Below are 20,013 nucleotides of genomic sequence, written 5' to 3'. Positions count from 1 at the left end.
TTGCTCATTCTTTGGTTATTTCCTCATTTACTACGTTATTTATATTACCTTCATTTTAAAGAAAATGAAAATCATTGTCAATTAGTTTCTTTTTAAAAACCTGCCTTTTATCGGAATATATAAATAGTTCGCATCACGAACTTTTTTAGTGTAAAAACCGCCAGCCTATGGTAAACTCTATAAAGTGTGACTGAACGGTCAAAAAGAAAACTCATTAGTTAGGAGAGAATAATGAACGAGAAAAAACAAAAAATACTACTCACAGCTATGAAGCTTTTCTCGAAGCAAAGCTTCCATCAAACGTCCATGCAGCAAATAGCAGAAGCCTGCAGCATGTCTAAGGGAAGCTTATATACTCATTTCAAGTCAAAGGAAAAATTGCTGTTCCATATCTTTTCCTATTACTATCAGTTACTCGACGAGCGTCTCGCTATGGCTAAGGAAGAGGACGACACACCACGTGAAGCCTTTGTACGGGAGATTGCTGTTCATATTCAGCACCATTGTGAGTTTCAGGAGTTTTTCATCATGCAAATGAATGAAGTAAGGGGGTTAGAGGACGGTTCGTTAAATCGATATATCTATGAAGAGAATACTCGACTTCTGCAAAGGACAGAAAAACGAATGATCGATGTCTTCGGTGAAAAAGCAGTTCCCTATGCTTTAGATTTAACGGTTTCGTTAAAAGGATTGCTCACCTCATATATGCGAAGTGTGTGGGAAGAAGGATCGTCCTGTAATTTTCATACGCTCGCTGATTTTTTATTTATTCAGCTCGAGGCTGCCGCGCATTCCTTAATTAAGAAGAAGGCTAAGCCCTTCTTTACAAGCACACCATCACGGGAATATGCTAACTGGCGGGAAAAAACACCCCACCCTTTACACACTGTTCGGAAAATGAAGGAAGCAGCCATCGCGGCACAGGAGGGTGACCTGATAATAGAATCTATTAATATCTTAGAGACCGAGCTAAGGCAGATTAAGCCGCGTCCTGCTCTTATAGAGGGAATGATACGTAATTTAAAGGAAAGTGAGAACATCTCTGCTTTAGCGGGTAAACTAGAAGAAACGATCGGCAAGTATTCTAAACGGCTTTAATTTAATTAAACTTAATAGAAGGAGGCAGAGAAATATATGTCATCAAAGAAAGTACAAAGATTTCCTCTTCTGATTTTAATGATTAATATGTTTATCGTCATGACGGGCATAGGGCTTGTTATTCCTATTATGCCAACTATTATCCACAATTTTGATGCCGGTGGTCAGGTTTATGGATTGCTGATTGCTACATTTGCTTTTGCTCAATTTATCTTCTCGCCTCTCGCTGGTGATTTATCTGACCGGGTTGGACGAAAAAAGGCAATCATACTCGGTTTAATTTTGTTTTCGTTTTCCCAATTTCTATTCGGATTTGCGACGCAGCTTTGGCTGTTATTTGTCTCTCGTATAATTGGGGGGGTTGGCGCAGCCTTTATGATCCCTGCCATGATGGCATTTGTTGCGGACGTCACTACATTGGAAACACGCGCAAAAGGAATGGGTCGCCTGGGAGCTTCCATGTCATTTGGTTTCGTGGTAGGTCCTGGGATTGGTGGGTTCCTTGCTGCATATGGGTTGCATGTTCCCCTCCTTGTCGCTGGAGTGGTATCGGCTCTTGCAGCTGCTCTGTCCACCTTCTTCCTTAAGGAACCTGAACGCCCAGCTATGGCTCTTCCATCCAAAAGACGTGATCCGCTTCTAAAACAAATGGCTCTTTCCGTGAAAAAGCCTTACTTTGTTTTGCTGGTCATGATGTTTACTCTTTCCTTCGGTTTAGCCAATTATCAATCGACGATTAGCCTGTTTGCAGATATTAAATTCAACTTTAGCCCCGCCGATATTTCTGTATTGATGATCATCGGCGGATTAATCGGCGTTATTATTCAGGCGTTTGTGCTTGACCGGGCATTAACAAAGTTTGGCGAAGTACGGGTAATGGTCACCATGCTCATTATCGCCACCGTCTCAATGCTTTCTATACTGCTGGCAACCGGCTTCACATCGGTGTTAGCTATTTCAGCGGTATTCTTTACTGCTGCTTCACTGCTTCGTCCATCGATTAATACGACAATCTCAAAAATGGCCGGTGACGAGCAAGGGTTTGCCGCTGGTATGAACAATGCCTATATGAGTATCGGAAATATGGTTGGCCCCGCTCTTGCCGGTGTATTGTTTGACATGAATATGGCTCTTCCTTACATCTTCGGTGCCATTATTATCTTTATCACGCTGCTCATTTGCATAAAGTGGTCAAAAGGTTTAAAGAATAAACAAAGAGTACAAACCAGTTCTCAGCCAGAAACTACACGGCTGTAATATAGAAAATGGCGGACAGATAGTACCTGTCCGCCATTTTTTATTTCGCTACGTTGTAAAGAGCGTCTACTTCATAACCTTTTGCATTATAGTAATCAATGATGCCGTAATAAATTGCTTTTGCAACAGCTGTACGCCAATACTCAGACTTTAGCTTCTGGTTATCGCTCTCTTGATCAATAAAACCAAGTTCAGCAAGGGCAGCCGGCATATCATTGTACTTGAGCACATACAGTTTGCTTGTTTGCTTAACCCCTCGATCCTGCAAATTCCAAGCCATCAACATGCGCCGCTGAATCTTTTCTGCCAGGAGCTTGCTGTCAGATACATATTGATTCGTCGCTGAGCTTGAATAGTAAAAGGTTTCCGTTCCGTTTGCTGATCCATTAAAAGCATTAGCATGGATACTTAAAAACAAGTCTCCGCCTTTACTTTTGGCGAAATTTGTCCGGTCTGATAAAGATGGAAACGTATCACCTGTGCGGGTCATGTGAACCTGCAGAGGCGTTTTCTTCAACAGTTCATTCACCTTTAAGCCTGTATCAAGCACGACATCCTTTTCCTTCAGCCCAAAACCGACCGCACCGGGATCTTTTCCTCCATGTCCTGGGTCGAGAATAACCACCTGACTGGCAAGCCGCGGATCAACCTTATTCGTTACGCTTGGAGCTACTTGAGTATAGCTCGATGTGCTCTTTACCCGGAAGGCAGGATTCATAGTACGTGCCAAGAATACAGCAAAGTCAACACGAAGAATACTTTGACCAGCTCCAAATGTGCCGTCTTCCATGCCATTGGCAATACCTCTTGACATAAGAGCACTTGCTGCTCCTGTTAAAGTTCCCCCGTATGGGTATCCGAAAGCCTTTGAAATCATCACAGCCATTTCCCCGCGGGTCACTTTCTGTTCTGGCCGGAAATACCCTCCATCATACCCCGATAAAACTCCCCTTTCTACTGCTGACTGGATATAGCCGGAAGCAAAATTGCCAGAGGATACATCCTTAAAACTTGTGGAACGCTTTGTGCCGTTTAGCTGCAGCGCACGGCCGATGAATGCAGCTGCCTCTGCTCGAGTAACCGCTTGTTCTGCTCCAAATACAGAAGGAGATAATCCATTAGCAATCTTTCTTTCAGCTAAATAATTGACTTCCTTTGCTGCTCGGCTGGGAACATCCGCAAAGCCGCTCGCCTCTGCGGACGTATAAAAACTAAATGAAGAAATCACAAGAGAAAAGATCAGCATGACAATCGTGACGTTTTTTTTCATACACCTTCTCCTTCGTCTGTTATATTTTCATATGAAAAGCTACCTTCATTAGCAGCTTAAAAACATTTATCTTTTTACTAATTATTTCTTCGTCACTAATCGACTGCTTTTGCACCCTTTTTCTCTTTTGTCATACTTATTAAATATTTGTAACATAAATGAAATAAAAATAGGCAGAGAGTGATCTGCTCTCTGCCTATTCTTCTCTCTATTAACTATTTCGGCTTCTTCGGCGGTAAGACTCTTCATAGGCAAACCGTCGAAATTGCAAAATTTGGTCTTCAGAGCATTTAATTCCTTCTGGCAAAACAGTGGGATCGAAAAGCAACTCTTCACCCGCAGCACGTTCCTTTTGAATAGAAAGACGGCCAATCATCAATACTCTTCTCTCTTTTGGCCATTCTTTTGTTGGATCATCTGTTGGGTCCGTTTCCTTTCCAAGTTGAACCTTTAACCGGAAATGAACCATATCAGACGCCAGCCTGTTCTCCAGCTCTTGTTCAAAATAATCTTCCGGCTTCCCTGCCGCCTCTAGGTTTGACATGGCTGCTTCTCCTGCCTCCGGTTCGAGTATATACTTAACGGCTTGGCGGTGACCCTCCTGGTTGACAAAATAAAAGGCGTGAATGGAGTGATAGCGGCCCTGCGCAAAGCTGAGCGGTGGTTTTAGCTCCTTCCATATCCTGAATACCGAGCGGCTTTCTGGATATTTCGTTAGCCATTTCACTAAAGCTCGAAGGTTCGGCCGTCCGTTCTTGCCTGACCTTAACGCCTTGAGGAAAGAAACAAAAGACTCTGGCGTTTTTGAAATAAAAAAAGGCACCGTGGTGGCAACAATATTCGTTATTTCACCGTTTGGAAGCTGGAATTGAACCGCCAACCCTTTAGCTGGCGACAAAGCATCTGATAAAGTCGGATCTGGTGCTACATTGGAAAAGCGAACAATGGCCGGTATTTGTGCCGTTTGTAAATGAGGAGCTGTCGTGAGAGAAGAGGCTTGGCCATTTGGTGTGAAGACAGCCTTGTAGGATACCCCTTTAGCGTGCGCTCTTCTATACCCTGGGAAGGCTCCCATGATCCCTTCAATGGCATTCACTGACTCAGCTGCTAGTTGTGTTTTCTCGTATTCACTATTCATAGCGGCCTCCTTTTTAGCATCATACCCCTTTTTCTCTTGCTCATGCTCATGCTCCTTCCATTATACTTAGTGCCTCATGTAGAAGGCATTCTTCTAGAACCTTGAGAAAGAGGTTTAGCTCATAATTCTCTTTACTCGGCACATCCTATAAACGAAAAGGAGGGATCATGACCATGAGCAAACCGAAACAAAGCAGAAACCATTATGCTTCAAATCATACTGGATCACCGCCAACTAACTTTGAGGGAAATAAGGGAAAGAAAATGCAGGACAAGTCTGGTCAGCACGCACAAGTGATTCAAACAAAAGGAGAGTAGCTTCCCTCCTTATGACACCTTCCGTTCATATACTATGCCTGCAAAAAAACAAAAAAGCCGGTCGCCCGGCTTTTTTGTTCATGGTTCCCTGCTTAATAAGCTCGACTGAACCGCACATGAAAGGTTGTTCCCTTTTCACTTGTCGTAAAGTCTAGTTTAGCATTATGCCGCTCAGCCACACTGTAACAAATAGCTAGGCCAAGTCCGGTTCCCGTATCCTTTGTAGTAAAAAATGGTGTACCAATAGTATCCTTGTGTTCCGGTTTAATCCCTTTCCCTTCATCTTCAATTTCTAATATGACTTCTTCTTTTTCCATATAGGTTTTGACTGTTAATGTGCCCCCAGATTTCATTGCTTCCAGGCCATTTAATGATAAATTTAAAATCAACTGGCTGATTTCCTTTTCATCCAAATATAATTCTGCACAATCTTCTAATTCCAGTAAGACTGTTTTTCCCGTTCGCAAGGCTTCTGCTTGTATCAGTGGATGGAGCATTTCAATGATGGAGTTTAATGGCTGTAGTTTTTTATGGCTAACCTTATTTTTAGCCAAATTGAGAAATTCTGTGATGATGGAATTGGCTCTATCTAGTTCACCTATCATTAAACTAATAAATTTGGGAGTTAAGTTCGCCGGGTCGCTTTTGGATAATTCCAAAAATCCTCTAACTGTGGTCATGGGGTTTCTAATTTCATGGGCAATACCTGCCGCCATCTCACCGATTAGATATAAGCGATCTAGGCGAGCTACTTGATTCTCTAATTCCACTCGTTCCGTTACATCTGTAATGACGATAAGGGCGCACTTCTCCCCTCGAATCTCAAAGGATTCTGTTGAAAGCCAGCCTTGACGGATTTCTCCTGTTTTCATTTCATAATGGATCTTCATGTTCGAGATCGGTTCTTCTGTATCTAACTGAACTGGACTTTCTCCTATCTGTCCATCATTTGCCCGCACATTTGGAAGATCGTTAGTTTGCCCAACCACTTCTTCATACTTATAACCTGTATATTTAAGCCAGCTCTCATTTACATCTATATAAGCACCGTTCTCTAGTGAGCGAATGGCAATAAGGCAAGGACTTGATTGAAATACCTTGTAAAAGTGCTCCCTTGATGCCCGCAAATCTTCGGCTATCTTTTGCCGCTCTTCTACCTCTTCCTGCAGCTTTTTATTGGCCTCCCTCAGTTCCTTTGTCCGTTCCTCCACTAACTTCTCGAGCAGCTTGTATTGATTTTTTTGTTCTTCTTCTAGTTTTTTGCGCGCTGTGGTGTCACGGATGGAGCAAACGAAAAGACGCTCGTCCTCTATTTGGGCTTCGCCAATCTGGAGATCTACTGGAAAGCTGGAATGATCTTTGCGTCTAGCCAATTCCTCCAATACCTTTCCTGTCCGTTTCTTTATATAGTCTGTTGGCAGAAAAAATGCTTTTGGCAGCAAAAGGGAAAGATGCTGTCCGATCAATTCATCCATGGAATAGCCAAACATCCCTTGTGCCGCTGGATTGACAGAAAGAATATAACCTTCTGCGTCAAAGGTAACAATTGTATCCAGCAGCGTCTCATTGATGACTTTCGCTAATTCTTCATTCTTTTTTAAATCAGATGTAGCCCGCTCCAGCTTCTTATTTACTTCTTTCAGCTCTAACTGGCTCTTTAATTCACTTTGTCGCTGAATCTTTTCTTGATTCTCGTGGATTTTTACGAATTCCTTCACCTTTAGCTTAAGAGATTCCGGATGGAAGGGCTTCATAATATAGTCCACTGCCCCTAAGCTGTATCCTTTTAACATGTGTTCCGTCGTTTGGTTAATAGCTGTTATAAAAATAATAGAAATATACTTGGATTTCTCTCTCGTCTTAATTAACCTGGCTGTTTCAAATCCATTTAGTCCCGGCATTTGAACATCCAGCAGAATGACGGCAAAATCTTCTTTAAGTACCCATTTTAACGCTTCTTCCCCCGATGAAGCGCGCACTAGGCGGTAATCAGGAGACTGAAGCACTGCCTCTAAGGCTAATAGGTTTTCAGGATGGTCATCAACAAGTAAAATGTTAACCTTCCCTGAATGGCGGGAACCTGGCGCTCCCTCGTCACTTTCTAATGATTTAACTGTCGTTGATACTAACTCATTTGATCTTTCGATATAGTTTTTCAATCGGATCAACTTCCTCGTATGAATTTACAATATTTGCGAATTTTATCCCTTCTTTGCTCCCTAAACCAAGAATCCCCGACGGACTTAAACTATTGTGAAGCAGATGATATACACGATTCTGGAGGATTTTATCAAAATAAATTAGTACGTTTCTGCAAATAATTACGTGAAACTCATTAAATGAGCGATCGGTAGCTAAGTTATGCTGGGCAAACACCACATTCTTCGTTAAGAAGGGATGGAATACAGCATGGTTATCTTTAGCCGAGTAATACTCAGAAAATGCCGTCGTCCCGCCTGCCGCTAAATAATTCCTCGTGTACAGCTGCATTCTATGCAGAGGGAATTCTCCATTCTCTGCTTCTTTTAACACCTCTTCATTCATGTCCGTCGCATAAATCCTTGTTTTCTCATATAATCCCTCCTCGTGCAGGAGGATAGCCATAGAATAAACCTCTTCCCCAGTCGAACAGCCGACATGCCAAAGACGAATCGACGGCTGCTCTCTCAAGTATGGAACGACTTTTGTGCGAAACGCCAGAAAAAAACCGGGGTCACGGAACATTTCCGTTACATTAATTGAGAAGTCGCGAAAAAGCTTTTTCATCGCGGTGGGGTCATGAAGAACGCGTTCTTGCAGGCTTGAAATGGTGGCAATATTCTCAGCACGCATTCGATTCCAGATTCTCCTGTTTAAAAAGGGGCCTGCATAGTTACGAAAATCGTACCCATAGTAGCGATAAATTCCCTCAAGCAACAAATTGATTTCGATAGTTTCCAGCTCTTTCTCCGCTTCGATTTTATTGTTCATCCTGTTCGTCACTCTACCCTTTTCTTTATCTATACAGCCAGACACGCATGGTTGAGAAAAGCTGCTCTAAATTCACCGGCTTACTAATATAATCGGAAGCTCCAGCCTCAATGCATCTCTTACGGTCATCCTTCATTGCTTTGGCTGTGAGTGCAATAATAGGCAGCTGTTCAAACTCTGCCTGCTTCCTGATCAGGCGGATAGCTTCAAACCCATTAATTTCCGGCATCATAATATCCATTAACACAAGATCAATGTCTGGGTTTCCATTCAGCATATCAATGCCTTCTCTTCCGTTTTCAGCAAACAGCACATCAACATGGTAACTTTCCAAAGCTGTCGTTAAGGCAAAAATATTACGCATGTCATCATCGACGATTAAAATTTTCTTCCCTTCCAGCAGAGCAGTCTTACTGTTTGACCGTTTCTCGCTGCCTGCTGCATGGCTCTCCTTTATCGGCGGGGGTTCCTCTATTTGAGGAGGTAAACCGGCCGCCACCTCGGCTGATGCAGCTGATTGCTCCGGCTGCTGATGCGGCTGGTCCTGCGGTACACGCAGTGTGAAGGTACTGCCTTGATGCTCAGCACTTTGCACCTCAATGGAACCGCCCAGCAAATGAGCAATCTCACGGCTAATGGAGAGTCCTAAGCCAGTTCCTCCGTATTTGCGGCTTATTGTACCATCAGCCTGTTTGAACGCCTCGAATATCTCTTCCTGTTTATGTTTAGGAATGCCGATGCCTGTGTCCTTCACAATAAAGGCAATATCAGCTTCCGTATAAGGACCTCTTGCTGCCTTGTTTTGAGCCTTTTCTACACGTAAGGACACTATGCCTTCATGCGTAAATTTAAATGCATTAGATAATAAATTCATCAGCACCTGCTGCAGGCGCTGTTTGTCCGTGTAAATAGTTTCCGGCAATTCATCTGCAAGCTGAACACTCAGCTGAACGCCTTTCTCCCTCGCTAATGGGGCGAATTGTGTTTCGACAAAGGTTTGGACATCCTTGATGTTGACATCCTCAAAGATAACCTCCATCTTGCCCGCTTCGACCTTCGCTATATCGAGAATATCGTTAATAAGGCGGAGGAGATCATTTCCAGAAGAGAAAATAGTTTTGGCATACTCTACTTGTTTATCAGTTAAGTTCCCACTGGCATTCTCAGCTAACATTTGAGCCAGAATCAGAAGACTGTTCAATGGTGTTCTCAGTTCATGAGACATGTTAGCAAGAAACTCTGACTTATATTGAGAATTAAGCGTTAGCTGCTGAGCCTTTTCCTCAAGTATGAGCTTTATTTTCTCTAATTCTTTTGTTTTCTGCTCGGAGTTTTCATATTGCTCCTCCAGCTGCTCATTCACTGTCCGCAGTTCTTCCTGCTGCAGCTGAAGCTCTTCTGTTAAGCTTTGGGATTCTTCAAGAAGCTTCTCTATCTGCATATGTCTCATAATGCTCTTAATGTTGATACCAATTCCGCCCATAACCTCTTTAAGGAGCTGCTTCTCTCCCTCCTTAAACGGTTCAAGGGTGGCAAGCTCAATGACAGCTAATACCTCCCCTTGAAACTCGGCTGGAACAACCAGTACATTAGCCGGGGAAGCGGAGCCAAGTCCAGATGTAATACGAATATAATTTTCGGGTACATGATCCATCAGCATGGCGCGTTTCTCCAGTGCACACTGACCGATAATCCCCTCTCCAAGGCGGAAGCTGTCCTTAGCCGGGTCTTCATGGTTATAAGCATAAGCAGCCTGCTTCTGGAATGTTTCTTCTCCGTCCACGCTTGTCCTTATATAAAAAACGCCATACGAAGCTCCAACCATTGGTGTGACCTTTGTAATAAAGCGCTGGGCCAATGTTTCAAGGTTATCTATTCCAGGATACATAGTAGCCACTTCAGCCACCTTCGTTTTCAGCCAGCTTTGCTCTTCTGCCGCATGCTTCAGCTTTTCTTCCTCTCTCGCATGGGCCTCCAGCGTTCCTGCCATCTCGTTGAACGCGACAGCAATATCACCAATTTCATCCTTCGAGCTGATATCGATACGCGGCCACTTATTTGATTTCCGGAAAGCTACTTTATTCATTACAGTCGTCACTTTATTTAAGTTTCCAGTAATGCTTCTCATCGTCCAAATCGCCATGCCGACACCAATAGCAAATCCGACAAGAGCATAAATAACAATCATTTTCTTAAGCAGACTGTACATATCACTCGATTGATTCAGCTTTTCTGCTGCGGTCTGCTGCTGAAGGACCTGCAGTTCCTTTGCTACTTCCATCATTTCTTCTCTCGCCGAGCGCCCCTCGTACCAATAAAGAGTCTTTAAGGCTTCCATATTCCCTTCTGCTCTCAGCTGATCTGCCTCTTCTTCTATGGCTTCATATGTTTCACTCATCTCTTTCAGCCTCTGAATCAGCTCTTGGGAACTTTCACGGCTATCAAGTCTTTCAAGAGCAGCAATAGCCTTGTGAATATTGGAAATCGCTTCCTCCTTATTCTTGTCTAGCTGATCTACCAGCTCTGGCGGCGGGTCTGCAATCGTTCCTATCGACTCCCTGCTAAATGTTCCCATTTGACTCTCTATTGTATTCGCTAAGTAAAGCATCTCATAATTGTCTACCACTTCCCCCGTATTTTTATCAAGCTGTTCCATAACAAATATAAATACGAGATAGGAAGTAATAAATAGCCCAAAAAGAAATCCAAACCCTATATAGAGCTTCGTTTTAAATTTCATTTTTACTTTCCCCTATCCAGTTTTGACGTCCATGAATAATTTTTACAAAAAACAAATATGCTCTTTGTTGATTGTACAACATATATATGATAAGACGAATATTACTAATTTTCAAACAGTTTTTTTCAATATACCTGATCAAAAGGTTGATGACTGATGGATCTTCTTGCCAAAGAAAACAGAAAATAATCGAGTCATCGCGTTATGTAACCCTCTTCATTCGACTCGAACCGGCACCTTCCCCTCCAATATATAGACGGCTCCATTTCCTGAATTTGCTTTATGAATTTAACTTAGCTCTTAAGTCAGCTGCTCCATTCTCTCCACTAATTGCTGAATAATCGGCGAATTCTTTATCCACATAACTACGCGCACAAAATGGAAAGGAGCAGTCATAGCGATCACAAACAGGATGGAGAAGAAAGCAGTGATCACTACATACTTTGTTTTGCCAGCTTCAGCAGCAGCCATCGCCTTAAAGGCGGTTACAGCTCCCGCCAGCATAAAGATAAGCCCAATAACAAACAGATACTCTACAAAGTTACTAAGGAGAAAAGACAGTGCTGTAAACAGCAGGCCGAGAAAGAAAAAAGCAGCAGCTGACAGACTGTAAATTTGCATGCACTCACCTCTTTTTCTCATTGTACATGACAAACAGCAGTATATAAATAAGAAAAACAGGAGCCCTGCGGACATCCTGTTTTTCTCTTATTTATTTTATTAAGCATGGAATTCTAATCCATCATATGCCGGTTGAACAATTCCAGCGCGGATCACATAATCGCCAAAATGCTCTCCATCTTCCCTTTCTTTCGCATAGCGCGGAAGAAGCTCCTGGAGTACTGCAAGAATCTCTGCTTCTCCGATATTCTCTTTATACAATTTATTCAACCGGTCCCCAGAGAAGCCTGCTCCTAAATACATGTTGTATTTGCCTGGTGCCTTGCCAATGAAAGCAATTTCTCCTAATGCCGGTCGGGAGCAGCCATTCGGGCAGCCGGACATGCGGATAGTGATTTCTTCTTCGTGAAGACCACTTTCTTCTACAATTTGATCAATTTTATCGAGAAGCTCAGGAAGGTATCGTTCCGATTCTGCCATAGCGAGCCCGCACGTCGGAAGGGCCACACACGCCATGGAGTTTCTGCGCAAGGCTGAATAATGCTTGCCGTCGGTCAATCCGTACTTCTCAATAAGACCTGTAATTTCCGCTTTTTTCTCACCCGCTACGTTGGCAATAACTAGATTTTGATTTGGTGTTAACCGGAAATCACCAGTGTGTACTTTAGCAATCTCCCGCAAACCTGTCATTAATGGATAATCTTTCAGATCTGTTACACGTCCATTCTGAACAAACAGGGTAAAATGCCACTTGCCATTGCTGCCTTCTACCCAACCATAGCGGTCACCGTTATGATCGAAATGATACACGCGTGCTTCCTGGAGCTCCCATCCAAGACGGCTATGAAGCTCTTCTTTGATGAAATCCAAGCCAAGTCTGTCAACGGTATACTTAAAGCGGGCGTTCTTTCTGACGGATCGGTTACCGTAATCGCGCTGAATAGTGATTACTTTCTCAGCTACTTCTACCATCTGGTCAGGTGTACAGAACCCGATCACTTTAGCTAATTGAGGATAAGTGTTTTTATCTCCATGAGTCATTCCCATTCCGCCGCCGACAGCTACATTGAAGCCGACAAGCTTCCCATCTTCCACTACGGCAATGAAGCCCAGGTCTTGCGAGAAAACATCCACATCATTTGAAGGAGGAACAGCAATACCGATTTTGAATTTTCTAGGCAGGTAAAGCGGTCCGTACATCGGTTCTACCTCTTCCGCATCCGGTGTTCCTGCTACCTTCTCTTCATCAAGCCAGATCTCGTGATAGGCTCTTGTGCGAGGAGAAAGGTACTCACTTAGTTCTTTAGACCATTCATATACTTCTTCATGAATTTCAGATTGATATGGATTCGGATTACACATTACATTCCGGTTTACATCGCCGCAAGCCGCTAACGTATCCATCAGTACAGCATCAATAGCTTGGATAGTTTTCTTCATATTCCACTTTAAGACGCCATGCATTTGGAACGCTTGACGAGTCGTCAGCTTCAGCGTTCCATTTCCGTATTTCTGGGCAATATCATCCATCGCAAGCCACTGTTCTGGTGTAGCGACACCGCCTGGCGCGCGTACTCTTATCATAAATTGATAAGCTGGCTCCAGCTTTTGACGCTGGCGTTCATTTCTTACATCCCTATCATCTTGCAAGTAGCTGCCATGGAACTTCATCAAGCGATTATCATCATCAGGAATCCCCGCAGTTAACGGATCCGCCATTGTTTCCACCAGTGTTCCTCGTAAATAATCACTTTCTCTCTTAATACGCTCTACATCGCTTGGAGGCCCATCCGGAACCAAAGCTTTCTTTACTTCAATCATTGTGTTACCCCTTTCTATGCTCGAGCTTAATAGACATCACGCTGGTAACGTTTTTGCTTCTGCATATCAGCGAGATACGCTTCAGCCTGTGCCCTGCTCATATTTCCCTCTCGTTCGATCAGTTGAATCAATGTTTCATGCACGTCGCGAGCCATATTATTCTTGTCGCCGCATACATAGAAGAAAGCTCCTTCTTCCAGCCATTGGTAAAGCTCGGCGCTTTTCTCAAGCATTCGGTGCTGAACGTATACTTTCTCTTCTGTATCGCGTGAGAAAGCTACATCCATCTTCGTCAGTACGCCTTTTTTCAGCCATTGCTGCCACTCTGTCTGATAAAGGAAATCTGTCCTAAAGTGCTGATCTCCGAAAAACATCCAAGTCTTTCCTTGCGCCGCCATCTCTTCACGCTCTTGGAGGAACGAACGGAATGGAGCCACACCCGTTCCAGGTCCAACCATGATAACTGGTGTATCCGGATTATCCGGCAGACGGAAATTTTTGTTGCGCTGAATGAAGACCGGCAAGTGATCCCCCGGCTGCAGACGCTCAGCACATTGGATGGAACATACCCCTTTCCGGTCACGGCCGTTTGCATTGTACCGCACTGCTCCAATGGTCAAGTGCACCTCTTCCGGATTTGCCTTTAAGCTGCTTGCAATGGAATAGAGGCGAGGGGCCATTTTACGGAGAGCTGGAACAAGTGTTTCAGCCGATACCCCTTGCAAATTGAAATCCGTAATAACATCCAGCAGATCACGGCCGTCAATGTAAGCCCGGATCTCTTCACGTCCTGCTGCTACGAGCTTTTTAAGCTCTTCACTTTCTGAGATTTCAGCTACCTTCTCAAGCACCGGTTTAGTCAGCGGTGTAATTTCATAATGAGTAAGAAGTGCTTCTCTTAGCGGCTGTGTCTCCTGCTGTTTATTTACCGGAACTAATTCGTCCGGGTTCCATTTCATTGCTTCAATCACCTGGTCAACGAGCTCGGGGTCGTTCTGAGGATAAACCCCTAGGCTATCACCCGGCTCATATTCAAGATTAGAACCTTCTAAAAGCAGCTCCAGGTGTCGTGTTTCCTTATTAGAGCCACGGCCATTCAAATTAATATTCTCAAGGACTTCGGCTTTAAACGGATTTGCTCTGGAGTACACGACTTCCGTTTGTACAGCTGCTGCTCCAGCCGCCTGCGGAACAAGCTGATCAGAACCGTTAGATAAGCTCGCTGACTCCGTCTCAGCCAGGCTGCTTAGAACACCTTCTGTCCATTCTGCGGCTGCCTCTTCAAAATCCACATCACAATCAAAACGAGGATACAAGCGTTTACCGCCAAGCTCCTCCAGGCGTTTATCAAACTCTTTTCCTGTCTGGCAGAAGAACTCATAAGAGCTATCTCCAAGCGCAAGAACAGAGAACTGCAAGTCTTTTAATTGGGGAGCACGCCGGCCATGAAGAAACTCATGGAAGGACAGAGCGTTATCCGGTGGATCTCCTTCCCCATGTGTGCTTACAACGATGAAAAGGTTATGCACTTTCTTCAGGTTATTCGGCTTGAAATCACTCATAGCTGATGTCGTCACTTCAAAGCCGCGACCCTTCAGCTTTTCTGACAGCTTCTCTGCCAGCGCCTGTGCATTACCAGTTTGTGAACCAAATAGAACAGTCGCTTCCTTTGGCTTACTTTGACCAACTGCTTGAGAAAGCAGCTCAGCACCCGGCACTCCTTGAAAGGGAGCATCCGTTGAAGAAACGACATGCGGTGCGGCAAGATAACCGCTCAGCCATGCTTTCTGGGATTCCGTTAAAGTGGAGAGAAGACGATTAAGGAGTTCCACTTGCTCCTCAGTAAAAGGACTATTCATTACTTGAAGTTGCAACACTACCACCCCACAAATTTTTTTCGAAATGAATGAATTATCACAATTAATAATCTGTGAAAGAGCTGAACTATCATATACTGCGTCCTCTCTCTATTCACGAGACTATGTAACAACGTATAAGGCCTTTAATAACCCGATTAAACTGGTTGCAATAATTATGTTTATATTATATCTATAAATCCTATAAGTCAAGTAGGTTTTATAGAATTTTCTTGCAAAACAAAAAAAGCCCCAGTTGTCAAACTGGGGCGGTTTTCTTGCCTGTTAATCAAATTTGATTTTGTTTACCGCTTCTTGATCTAATCGCAAAATAACTTCTCCGATTAGCTTAACTGCATTCTCATAATCATCCCGATGAAGCATTGCTGCATGAGAATGAATATAGCGGGTAGCGATTGTAACCGATAGAGTCGGCACACCTCCGGCTGTCAAGTGAATCGAACCAGAATCTGTTCCCCCCCCGGCCATTGCATCAAACTGGTAAGGAATGTTTAGTTCATCAGCTGTATCTGTTACAAAATCACGCAGACCTTTGTGGGAAACCATGGAAGCATCATATAAGATAATTTGCGGGCCTTCTCCCATTTTCCCCATCGCCTCTTTATCTGAAATTCCTGGCGTATCACCTGCAATTCCTACATCCACCCCGAAAGCGATGTCAGGCTGAATCGTTTGTGCTGCTGTTTTAGCTCCACGCAGGCCGACCTCTTCCTGTACCGTGCCGACACCATACACGACATTATCATGCTGTTTGTCTTTCACGTATTTCATAACATCAATAGCAATAGCACAGCCAATTCGGTTATCCCATGCCTTTGCTAAAAGCATCTTCTCATTGTTCAAGACGGTAAATTCAAAATATGGAACAACCATGTCTCCTGGACGTATGCCCCATTCTTCTGCTTCTTCCTTGCTTGACGCTCCAATATCAATAAACATATCCTTAATATCTACCGGCTTCTTCCTCGCTTCGGCCGATAAAATGTGAGGAGGCTTAGAGCCGATCACACCTGTCACATCACCTTTGTTCGTTACAATGGTCACACGCTGAGCGAGCATCACCTGACTCCACCAGCCGCCAACGGTTTGGAAGCGGAGAAACCCCTTATCGTCGATTCGGGTAACCATAAAGCCTACTTCATCAAGGTGACCGGCGACCATAATTTTCGGCCCATTTTCATTACCAGCCTTTTTAGCAATTAAGCTCCCTAAATTATCAGTAGTGACCTCATCAGCAAAAGGTTCGATATACTTCTTCATAACCCCGCGCACTTCACGCTCGTTTCCGGGAATCCCTTTTGCATCTGTAAGTTCCTTTAACATCGTTAATGTATCATCCATTTTCGGCATCTCATTAACTCCTTTTAGAAAAATATGTATCTTGTTCCATTATACGTGCTTTCCTCATAACATTCAAAGCTGCGGCTTAGTATCCCTTTTGCTGCCGTTCATAATTAATATCATTTTTCACTTTATACGCTTGTTCCACCTCTTCTAGGGAAAAACCAAGCAAACGACCGAGAGCAAAGTAACCATTTAACAGCTCATTATAAGCAGTAAGGTTCTTCGTCTGCTTAAACTGAACAGCCGACTCATATACAGTTAAAAACTGTTCAACCGCAGATTCTGCTCCTTCATAATCTTCCATTAAGTAGGCCTTCTCTTCTAGTGCACATTCCAGTCCTATTGACAAAATAAAATGGACACCATCCACAAATTCCTCTAAAATCACTTCCCGCTCACTCGGGCCCTTCACACTCCAGAATTTAAAGCAGCGCGTTTCATTTGCTAGCTCTCCTGCTTCTACTAGAAAAGCAAGCAGCTTTTTATCCAATAAATCTTCTTCCTCTAACCCGTGCTCCTTTTCAATATATCCGTCCAGCGACTGTTGCATGCGGAATAATTTCGATAATTCCATTTGTTCTCCTCCACCTTATATTTATGACAAGTACGCAAGCAGGCCAAGATCTATAATCGCTAAAATAGGCATGCCATACACAAAAGCAGCATGCTTCGTCTTATGCCTATGTGTTTGCATAGCCACCCAGCACCCTATTGCACCGCCTATAATGGCTAGCAGCCACAACGTGCTTTCACGAGTCCGCCATTTCCTCTTCTTTGCCTTTCGTTTATCATTGCTCATCACGATGTAACCCACCATATTAATCAGCACGAAGTACGCCAGCATTCTACCACTCCCTTCCCTTAGTTTAACAAAAAAGACATTACATAAAAAATAAAGAAAAGTGAAGAGTAAGAAAAGAAAGTTGAATGAAAGCGGGTGAAATAGGAATGACACCAGAATCAAGGAATGTACCAGCGAATGAGGTTGATCCTCATTTTGATGGAAAAAGGGAGAGCATCATTGCTGATCCACTAGGTTCAGCTCAGATGGGTGTTCGTGTGGATCCCCAGCAATCCACGAACCCATTTCACGTGAAATCCTTACATGTCGATAAGGAAATGGAAAGATTTAAAGAATTTTTTGAGGGGAACACTGAATCACTACAAGATAAGCCTTAATTGATACCTTCAAAAAGAGAACACCTTGCAGCAGCCGCTCACTGGAAATAAACAAGACCACATAAAAACAGACCTGCCCAAGAGCAGGTCTGTTCCTTCATATTACTTATTTATTAAGTGCAGATTTAGCTGTTTCAGCTAATTGGTTGAATGCTTGTTGGTCGCTGATAGCCAAGTCCGCAAGCATTTTGCGGTTTACTTCGATGCCTGCAAGCTTCAGACCATGCATTAAGCGGCTGTAAGAAAGGCCGTTCATGCGCGCAGCTGCGTTGATACGAGTAATCCAAAGCTTACGGAAATCACGTTTCTTCTGACGACGATCGCGGTAAGCGTATTGAAGAGATTTCATTACTTGCTGGTTAGCTACTTTATATAAACGGTGCTTTGAACCGAAATAACCTTTGGCTAATTTAAGGACTTTTTTACGACGTTTGCGAGTTACTGTTCCGCCTTTTACGCGTGGCATATTGTTTCCCTCCTAATATTGTTCCGAGTCTTACTTAAGATTATCAAGCATATGGCGAATACGTTTGAAATCGCCTTTAGATACAAGCGCTGATTTACGTAGCTTGCGTTTTTGTTTTGTTGATTTATTAGCGAACAAGTGGCTAGTGTAGCCATGAGAACGTTTTAATTTACCAGAACCTGTTTTCTTGAAACGTTTCGCAGAGCCGCGATGAGTTTTCATTTTTGGCATTTCTTATTCCTCCTCAAGCTGATTACTTTTCGTTTTTGGGTGCTAATACTAAGAACATACTGCGGCCTTCCATTTTCGGCTTCGTTTCCACAGTTGCAACTTCTTGACAAGCTTCGGCAAAACGGTCGAGTACGCGTTGGCCGATTTCTTTATGAGTGATTGCACGCCCTCTGAATCGGATGGAAGCTTTTACTTTGTCACCTTTCTCCAAGAACTTCACCGCATTACGCAGCTTCGTATTGAAGTCATGCTCCTCAATTGTCGGGCTGAGGCGAACTTCCTTTAGATTGATGACTTTTTGGTTCTTACGTGCTTCCTTCTCTTTCTTCTGCTGTTCAAACTTGTACTTTCCGTAGTCCATAATACGAGCTACCGGTGGTTTCGCATTCGGTGCGACAAGCACAAGGTCAAGGTTGACACGAGTAGCGATATCAAGCGCTTCATTCTTTGACTTGACACCAAGCTGATTTCCGTTTTGATCAATCAGACGAACTTCGCGGGCACGGATCCCTTCGTTTACAATCATATCTTTGCTAATGATGAGCCACCTCCAAGGTTTTTAGAAATAAATATTCTTGCATTTCGTACACACAACAACTACCCGGCATTCTATTTTTAGGCACTAAAAAGTGCGGGTATAAGCATATACCCGCACAAATTGACCGCAAAAAGCCATTTTGTTATTTCATTCAAACCTGCCAACTGCTCATGCGTCAATCAGGTGAGAAGCGGGTGCTTCTGCTTGTGTGTATTTATTAACCTTAATGATTATATCATAATAGATATGGTTAGTCAACTCACCGTAGCAATTCAACATGAATTATCTTAACAAATGTAGATCAATTAATCAAGGGTTTTTCTAAGAATGTTTACTTCATTATAATAAAGTCTAAATAAATTATAAGCGATTTGTAACCAAAAAGGAGGGAGAACCTTGAAAAAACCAATTCATTTTGCTTTGCCTATTATACTTGCGGCCGGTCTTTCAGCCTGCTCCTCGGGGGAAGAAGCGGCTGAAGCTCCAGCAGAAGGAGGAGCTGAACAGGAACAGGCGATCGAGCCGCCGGTCGAACAGCCCTCTGAAGAAGCGAGCAACGGCAGCCCAAATACCGGCACTTCTATAACGATGGATGACAGCAACACTCAACGTTCTGAAGAGATTCCTTTCCGTTCCTTTGAACTGGAGGTAGATTACGAAGGTATGGCTAACAGCTATGAAGCTGATTACAGCAAAGCTGCGAACAATCTGACGACAGAGATTGACGATGAGGCAAACGGCCAACACCTGTCAGGGCAAGAAGCCTTTGATCAGTTACAGCCCATATTAAAAGATATGCAATTTACGGCGAATACACCAGAGGAAGAAGTAATACAGGAGGTTCTTCAAGCTTTTAACCTTCAGAATAATTACGAGGAATTTGAACTTGAAGCTGAACTTACTGATGGAAGCAGAGTAGAGGTTGAAGGATAAAAGCCAACAAAAGCTCCCCGCAGCTGCGGGGAGCTTTCACGTTGTTGAAAAACAACTTAGTCAAGAAAACCCTGGTGAATTCTCACCGGGGTTTTCACTTTTTTTGAATTGTTAAACGGAACCTTCTATAATATGAGAAGTGAGGTGGAGACCAATTTTCTGTAAAGAGCGGAGTTTGGCCCACTTTTTCAAGTTTTGTATGATGGCAGTCAT

19 protein-coding genes and 1 other annotated feature are annotated in these 20,013 nt (G+C 43.4%); of the genes, 5 read left to right on the top strand and 14 right to left on the bottom strand.

What is annotated here, in order from left to right; translation table 11 throughout:
* Window positions 1-231 precede the first annotated feature (231 nt).
* A complete protein-coding gene (locus QY97_RS13220) occupies window positions 232-1,098 on the top strand; it encodes a TetR/AcrR family transcriptional regulator (RefSeq protein WP_039238466.1) in 867 nt (288 codons plus the stop codon).
* A 36-nt stretch (window positions 1,099-1,134) separates the two neighbouring features.
* Entirely contained in the window at window positions 1,135-2,355 is a 1,221-nt protein-coding gene (locus QY97_RS13215) for an MFS transporter (RefSeq protein WP_039238464.1), read from the top strand.
* A 40-nt stretch (window positions 2,356-2,395) separates the two neighbouring features.
* Here the strand turns inward: QY97_RS13215 and QY97_RS13210 are convergent, their stop codons facing one another.
* Both QY97_RS13210 and QY97_RS13205 read right to left on the bottom strand, forming a co-directional pair.
* Window positions 2,396-3,625: an N-acetylmuramoyl-L-alanine amidase gene (locus tag QY97_RS13210; RefSeq protein ID WP_039238462.1), complete on the bottom strand. Its 1,230-nt coding sequence runs from the start codon at window positions 3,623-3,625 to the stop codon at window positions 2,396-2,398.
* A 211-nt stretch (window positions 3,626-3,836) separates the two neighbouring features.
* Window positions 3,837-4,763 carry a catalase family peroxidase gene (locus QY97_RS13205; protein WP_039238460.1) on the bottom strand — a complete coding sequence of 309 codons (927 nt, stop codon included), beginning with the start codon at window positions 4,761-4,763 and terminating at the stop codon, window positions 3,837-3,839.
* A 173-nt stretch (window positions 4,764-4,936) separates the two neighbouring features.
* Here QY97_RS13205 and QY97_RS13200 point away from each other — a divergent pair, with 173 nt between their 5' ends.
* Complete coding sequence (locus QY97_RS13200; protein WP_039238458.1) at window positions 4,937-5,080, top strand: acid-soluble spore protein N; 144 nt, start codon at window positions 4,937-4,939, stop codon at window positions 5,078-5,080.
* A 92-nt stretch (window positions 5,081-5,172) separates the two neighbouring features.
* Here the strand turns inward: QY97_RS13200 and QY97_RS13195 are convergent, their stop codons facing one another.
* From QY97_RS13195 to QY97_RS13155, 9 genes are all read right to left on the bottom strand, one after another.
* Window positions 5,173-7,239, bottom strand: a complete 2,067-nt coding sequence (locus QY97_RS13195) for a PAS domain S-box protein (protein ID WP_052728976.1) — start codon at window positions 7,237-7,239, stop codon at window positions 5,173-5,175.
* Complete coding sequence (locus QY97_RS13190) at window positions 7,211-8,050, bottom strand: CheR family methyltransferase (protein WP_039238456.1); 840 nt, start codon at window positions 8,048-8,050, stop codon at window positions 7,211-7,213. Before QY97_RS13190 ends, QY97_RS13195 begins: the two co-directional genes overlap by 29 nt.
* 25 nt (window positions 8,051-8,075) lie before the next feature.
* Window positions 8,076-10,790 carry an ATP-binding protein gene (locus QY97_RS13185; RefSeq protein WP_039238454.1) on the bottom strand — a complete coding sequence of 905 codons (2,715 nt, stop codon included), beginning with the start codon at window positions 10,788-10,790 and terminating at the stop codon, window positions 8,076-8,078.
* A gap of 300 nt (window positions 10,791-11,090) precedes the next feature.
* The gene (locus QY97_RS13180) at window positions 11,091-11,411 is read right to left on the bottom strand and encodes a hypothetical protein (RefSeq protein WP_039238452.1); all 321 of its coding nucleotides are present in this window, start codon (window positions 11,409-11,411) and stop codon (window positions 11,091-11,093) included.
* A gap of 99 nt (window positions 11,412-11,510) precedes the next feature.
* Window positions 11,511-13,232 (bottom strand): assimilatory sulfite reductase (NADPH) hemoprotein subunit, encoded by a 1,722-nt coding sequence (gene cysI, locus QY97_RS13175; RefSeq protein WP_039238451.1) that lies wholly within the window; start codon window positions 13,230-13,232, stop codon window positions 11,511-11,513.
* A gap of 26 nt (window positions 13,233-13,258) precedes the next feature.
* On the bottom strand, window positions 13,259-15,106 hold the full coding sequence (locus tag QY97_RS13170; RefSeq protein WP_039238450.1) for an assimilatory sulfite reductase (NADPH) flavoprotein subunit: 1,848 nt from the start codon (window positions 15,104-15,106) through the stop codon (window positions 13,259-13,261).
* Window positions 15,107-15,373: 267 nt separating this feature from the next.
* Window positions 15,374-16,459 carry a M42 family metallopeptidase gene (locus QY97_RS13165; RefSeq protein ID WP_039238448.1) on the bottom strand — a complete coding sequence of 362 codons (1,086 nt, stop codon included), beginning with the start codon at window positions 16,457-16,459 and terminating at the stop codon, window positions 15,374-15,376.
* A 76-nt stretch (window positions 16,460-16,535) separates the two neighbouring features.
* Window positions 16,536-17,027, bottom strand: a complete 492-nt coding sequence (locus tag QY97_RS13160) for a dUTP diphosphatase (RefSeq protein WP_039238447.1) — start codon at window positions 17,025-17,027, stop codon at window positions 16,536-16,538.
* A gap of 21 nt (window positions 17,028-17,048) precedes the next feature.
* Window positions 17,049-17,297, bottom strand: coding sequence for a DUF1294 domain-containing protein (locus QY97_RS13155; protein ID WP_039238445.1), 249 nt, complete (start codon window positions 17,295-17,297; stop codon window positions 17,049-17,051).
* 104 nt (window positions 17,298-17,401) lie between these two features.
* Between QY97_RS13155 and QY97_RS13150 the strand changes: the two genes are divergently transcribed.
* Complete coding sequence (locus QY97_RS13150; protein WP_156994618.1) at window positions 17,402-17,632, top strand: hypothetical protein; 231 nt, start codon at window positions 17,402-17,404, stop codon at window positions 17,630-17,632.
* Window positions 17,633-17,738: 106 nt separating this feature from the next.
* Here the strand turns inward: QY97_RS13150 and rplT are convergent, their stop codons facing one another.
* Genes rplT through infC form a run of 3 tightly spaced genes read right to left on the bottom strand, consistent with a single transcriptional unit; the run spans window position 17,739 to window position 18,870 of the window.
* Window positions 17,739-18,098 carry a 50S ribosomal protein L20 gene (gene rplT, locus QY97_RS13145; protein ID WP_039238441.1) on the bottom strand — a complete coding sequence of 120 codons (360 nt, stop codon included), beginning with the start codon at window positions 18,096-18,098 and terminating at the stop codon, window positions 17,739-17,741.
* Window positions 18,099-18,128: 30 nt separating this feature from the next.
* The gene (rpmI, locus tag QY97_RS13140; RefSeq protein ID WP_039238438.1) at window positions 18,129-18,329 is read right to left on the bottom strand and encodes a 50S ribosomal protein L35; all 201 of its coding nucleotides are present in this window, start codon (window positions 18,327-18,329) and stop codon (window positions 18,129-18,131) included.
* 22 nt (window positions 18,330-18,351) lie between these two features.
* Window positions 18,352-18,870, bottom strand: coding sequence for a translation initiation factor IF-3 (gene infC, locus QY97_RS13135; RefSeq protein WP_217490945.1), 519 nt, complete (start codon window positions 18,868-18,870; stop codon window positions 18,352-18,354).
* Between the two features lie 76 nt (window positions 18,871-18,946).
* Window positions 18,947-19,079, bottom strand: a sequence feature (ribosomal protein L20 leader region).
* A gap of 184 nt (window positions 19,080-19,263) precedes the next feature.
* On the opposite strand from infC, the gene QY97_RS19610 reads away from it, so the two are divergent.
* A complete protein-coding gene (locus tag QY97_RS19610; protein ID WP_052728975.1) occupies window positions 19,264-19,800 on the top strand; it encodes a YusW family protein in 537 nt (178 codons plus the stop codon).
* Window positions 19,801-20,013 lie beyond the last annotated feature (213 nt).

It is taken from the genome of Bacillus thermotolerans, from assembly GCF_000812025.2.
Classification (GTDB): Bacteria; Bacillota; Bacilli; order Bacillales; family Domibacillaceae; genus Quasibacillus; species Quasibacillus thermotolerans.
The sequence above is the reverse complement of the archived record's forward strand: the minus strand, read 5'-3'. Positions and strand labels throughout refer to the sequence as shown.